General features: G+C 32.2%; 2 protein-coding genes and 1 pseudogene. 1 reads left to right on the forward strand and 2 read right to left on the reverse strand.

What is annotated here, in order from left to right:
* Positions 1-957: 957 nt before the first annotated feature.
* Positions 958-2,688, reverse strand: a complete 1,731-nt coding sequence (locus tag B2S90_RS00495) for an ABC-F family ATP-binding cassette domain-containing protein (RefSeq protein WP_286696369.1) — start codon at positions 2,686-2,688, stop codon at positions 958-960.
* Positions 2,689-2,698: 10 nt separating this feature from the next.
* Complete coding sequence (locus B2S90_RS00500; RefSeq protein ID WP_187012020.1) at positions 2,699-2,890, reverse strand: hypothetical protein; 192 nt, start codon at positions 2,888-2,890, stop codon at positions 2,699-2,701.
* A gap of 130 nt (positions 2,891-3,020) precedes the next feature.
* Between B2S90_RS00500 and B2S90_RS10970 the strand changes: the two are divergent.
* A pseudogene (locus B2S90_RS10970) lies at positions 3,021-3,200 on the forward strand (MerR family transcriptional regulator); the annotation flags it as partial.
* Between the last annotated feature and the right edge of the window lie 194 nt (positions 3,201-3,394).

Raw genomic sequence — 3,394 nt, forward strand, 5'->3', positions numbered from 1 at the left:
GTATTAAGTCGAGGTAGTTCACAAAACAAGCATTTTCATTATATAAAAACAGAATGTAAACGCTTGCATAATTGCGATTATTAGGTTACAATTAAGTCAGAAAGAGAGGAGGAAGACCTCCTTAACATATACATTCATCTCAAAGAACTTAGTCAGAAAGGAGAGATTCCCATGGGATACTGTGACTGAGTATCCGTTGAGGATACTCAATTAAATTAGGAAAAACGTATTTATCCACCAATAATGATTTATATGCTTTATTAATAATATGGTCTATAAGAAAGGTGGAAAACGGGAGATAGTTCCTGAATATAATAATAAGGTACGTTGATCTATATATCAGAAGGCTGTGAAAAGGTTTTCTATTTATCTATTAACGCTGGAAATTGAATCCAAAAGATGTAATCCTAGTATCCAGCAGAAAAAGCTATGGTGATGTAAAAGCCATAGCTTTTTCATTTGGAGAAAAAAACTCCTTGTCGATAGACAAGGAGATTTTTGTGCAGGTAAGCTCACTTAGAGTACTTCTACTGCTGGCGTAGTTGTATTGTATAGTATATGTATACTAACGTCAATTGTATTTGTGAAAAAGCATCTATTTTACAATAAATTTTCATTTTATAAAAATTTGATGTAAACGCTTGCATTCGTACAAATGATAATATATGATATAAGCGAAAAGAGAAGACAGAAGATAAAACATTAAATATAAGACATGTTACTTGACTTCCTAGTCTAACGAACCGAAAAGTAAAATGAAGAAATACGGCAATTATAGTAAGACTCGATCTTATATTCAGTGAGAAATGAAAATTTCTAATAAAATGTTGAATCCATTACTAGTCTAATAATAAAAAGAACTCAATATCAATAAGATGGGTTTGACAAATTATTCAAATGAGTCTAATGCTTCTCCTTATATAGCAAAAGAGGAATCCAAATGGGTTCCTCTTTTCATTAGCTTTCTTCTATTTCTAATAGTTCTAGATAACGTTCATTCTTTTCTTCTAAAGTCTTTTCAACTTCATCACGTTCTTTACTTAATTCATCGAGCTTTTCAAAATCCTGGGTACTTCCCATTTCTTCATCGATTTCACTTAAACGTGTTTCTAGATTCATAAGAAGATCATCCATACCTTCTAGTTCTTTCTTTTCACTGAAGGTTAATCTTCTCTTTCTATTTTCTTTAGCCTGTTTACGATAGTCTTCTCTTTGAGATTCTGTTTCTTTCTTAGTATTAGTGATATCAATAGAAGCACTATAGCCACCATTCACATAATGAATTTCCTGATCCTTAAAGACAAATAAACCATCCACAATACGATCTAGAAAATAACGGTCATGGGATACAGTAATCACAATACCTTTAAATGTATCTAGATAATCTTCTAATACATTCAATGTTTCAATATCTAAGTCATTAGTCGGTTCATCTAATAGTAATACATTCGGTGCACCCATTAAAACCTTTAATAAATAAAGTCTTCTCTGTTCACCACCTGATAACTTACCAATCTGTGTATATTGGGCATGGTCATCAAATAAGAAACGTTCACACATATTACGAGCACTAAGTGTACCTTCGCTTGTTTCTAGATTATCACTTGTTTCTCTAATATAATCAATAACTCTCATTGTAGGATCATCATAATGGAAATGCTGCTGGAAATAGCCCATACGGATTGTATCACCAATAATAATCTCACCATCATAATCAGTGATAATACCTGCAATCATATTGAGTAACGTTGTCTTACCACAGCCATTTTGTCCTAATATACCTATACGGTCAAATCTCTTAAATAAATAAGAAAATGGCTTAAACATCACCTTATCAGGATAGCTTTTAGACACATTCACTAACTCAATAGTCTTCTTACCTAAACGACTTGTAGTATCTATAAGTTCAACAGTTCCTTTGTCCTGAATCTGTTCAATAGAAGATAATTCTTCAAAACGCTGTAAACGGTCTTTACTCTTAGTAGAACGTGCCTGAACACCTGCTCTGACCCATTCTAATTCTTTCTTTAAGAAGAGGTTTCTTTTTCTTTGTGCCTGTAAGGCATTGTTTTCTCTTTCAGCTTTTAATTCTAGGAAATGAGAATAGTTAGCAACATAAGGGAAAATCTCACCTCTATCTAATTCATAAATCTTATTTGTAATACGTTCTAGGAAGTAACGATCATGAGTGACCATAAGTAAACCTTTAGAACGCTTAATTAAATATTTTTCTAGATATTCAATCATAGGAGTATCTAGATGATTAGTCGGTTCATCTAGAATAAGTAGATCACATTCTTCCAGTAATACGATTGCAAGAGCTAAACGTTTTTTCTGCCCCCCAGATAAAGTACTGATTACCTGATCCATATCTTCTAAACCAAAACGTGTCAAAGAAGACTTAATAGAATATTCAGGGACATCCTTAAGAATATGTTTTGATTCATTGAGAATCGTTTCATTATCTCTAAATACAGGATTCTGAGATAAGTATGCAATCTTTAGATCCTTCTTATAAGTGATTGCAGGACTGTCATGATGGGCAATCATCTTTAATAAAGTACTCTTACCTGTTCCATTGACACCAACTAAGGCAATCTTATCTGTATCCTCTACAATCATATTCAAGTTCTTATACAACTGTCTCTCACCAATCGCATAAGATAAATTCTGTATATTAATTAACATGTAGTCACCTCTATAAAAGAGAGTGGAACAAATCATCCACTTCTTGTTTTCTCTTCTTAGTCTCTTCAGGTAAAACATGGAAGCATTCATCTAATACATCATTCTCATGTGCATTTAAACCCCTCTTTAAAATGGTTTCACCTGTCTTTAAGTTTTCTAGATGATAATACCCTTTTTCATCAATTCTTTCAACAACCCACATGATTCCATCTCCTCTTTGTTTTCCTCATTATAGCATGCTATAATGGGGAAAAGGAGGAAAATATAAGTAACTAAATATATTAACTATTGTGATTAAATGTGTTCAAATCACCTCGAAGGAGAGCGTTAAAATGAATGCATCAAATCTCACAAATTATAAACCAAAGGATTTTGCTTAACTTTTAGGCGTATCTGTTAAGATATTATAACGTTGAGATAGAGAAGGAACTTTAAAGGTAAACCGAACCCAAACTAATAGGCATTATTATACTTATAATCAGCATTTACTAAATCAACTTGCATTTTTAAGATAGTTTTGTAATGCGAAAGAACTATTGTAGACCAGTGTATTGGAGATTATGGAAACCGTGTAACGATTTATTAGATGAAGTAATGGAACAAAAAAATAAAAACCATAATTTGAATACTCAAAACCACTGCTTAGTGAAAATTAAATTTTATTAACGCCTAATAAACGGCGTTCATGAAGCTGAACTTGATGCAT

Origin of the sequence: Catenibacterium sp. UBA627 (genome assembly GCF_002299355.1) — a bacterium.
GTDB classification, from domain to species: Bacteria; Bacillota_I; Bacilli_A; order Erysipelotrichales; family Coprobacillaceae; genus Catenibacterium; species Catenibacterium mitsuoka.

Excerpts from the sequence above, each read along its gene's own strand:
- B2S90_RS00500 (WP_187012020.1), bottom strand. The coding sequence starts at position 2,890 with ATGTGGGTTGTTGAAAGAATTGATGAAAAAGGGTATTATCATCTAGAA.
- B2S90_RS00495 (WP_286696369.1), bottom strand. The coding sequence starts at position 2,688 with ATGTTAATTAATATACAGAATTTATCTTATGCGATTGGTGAGAGACAG.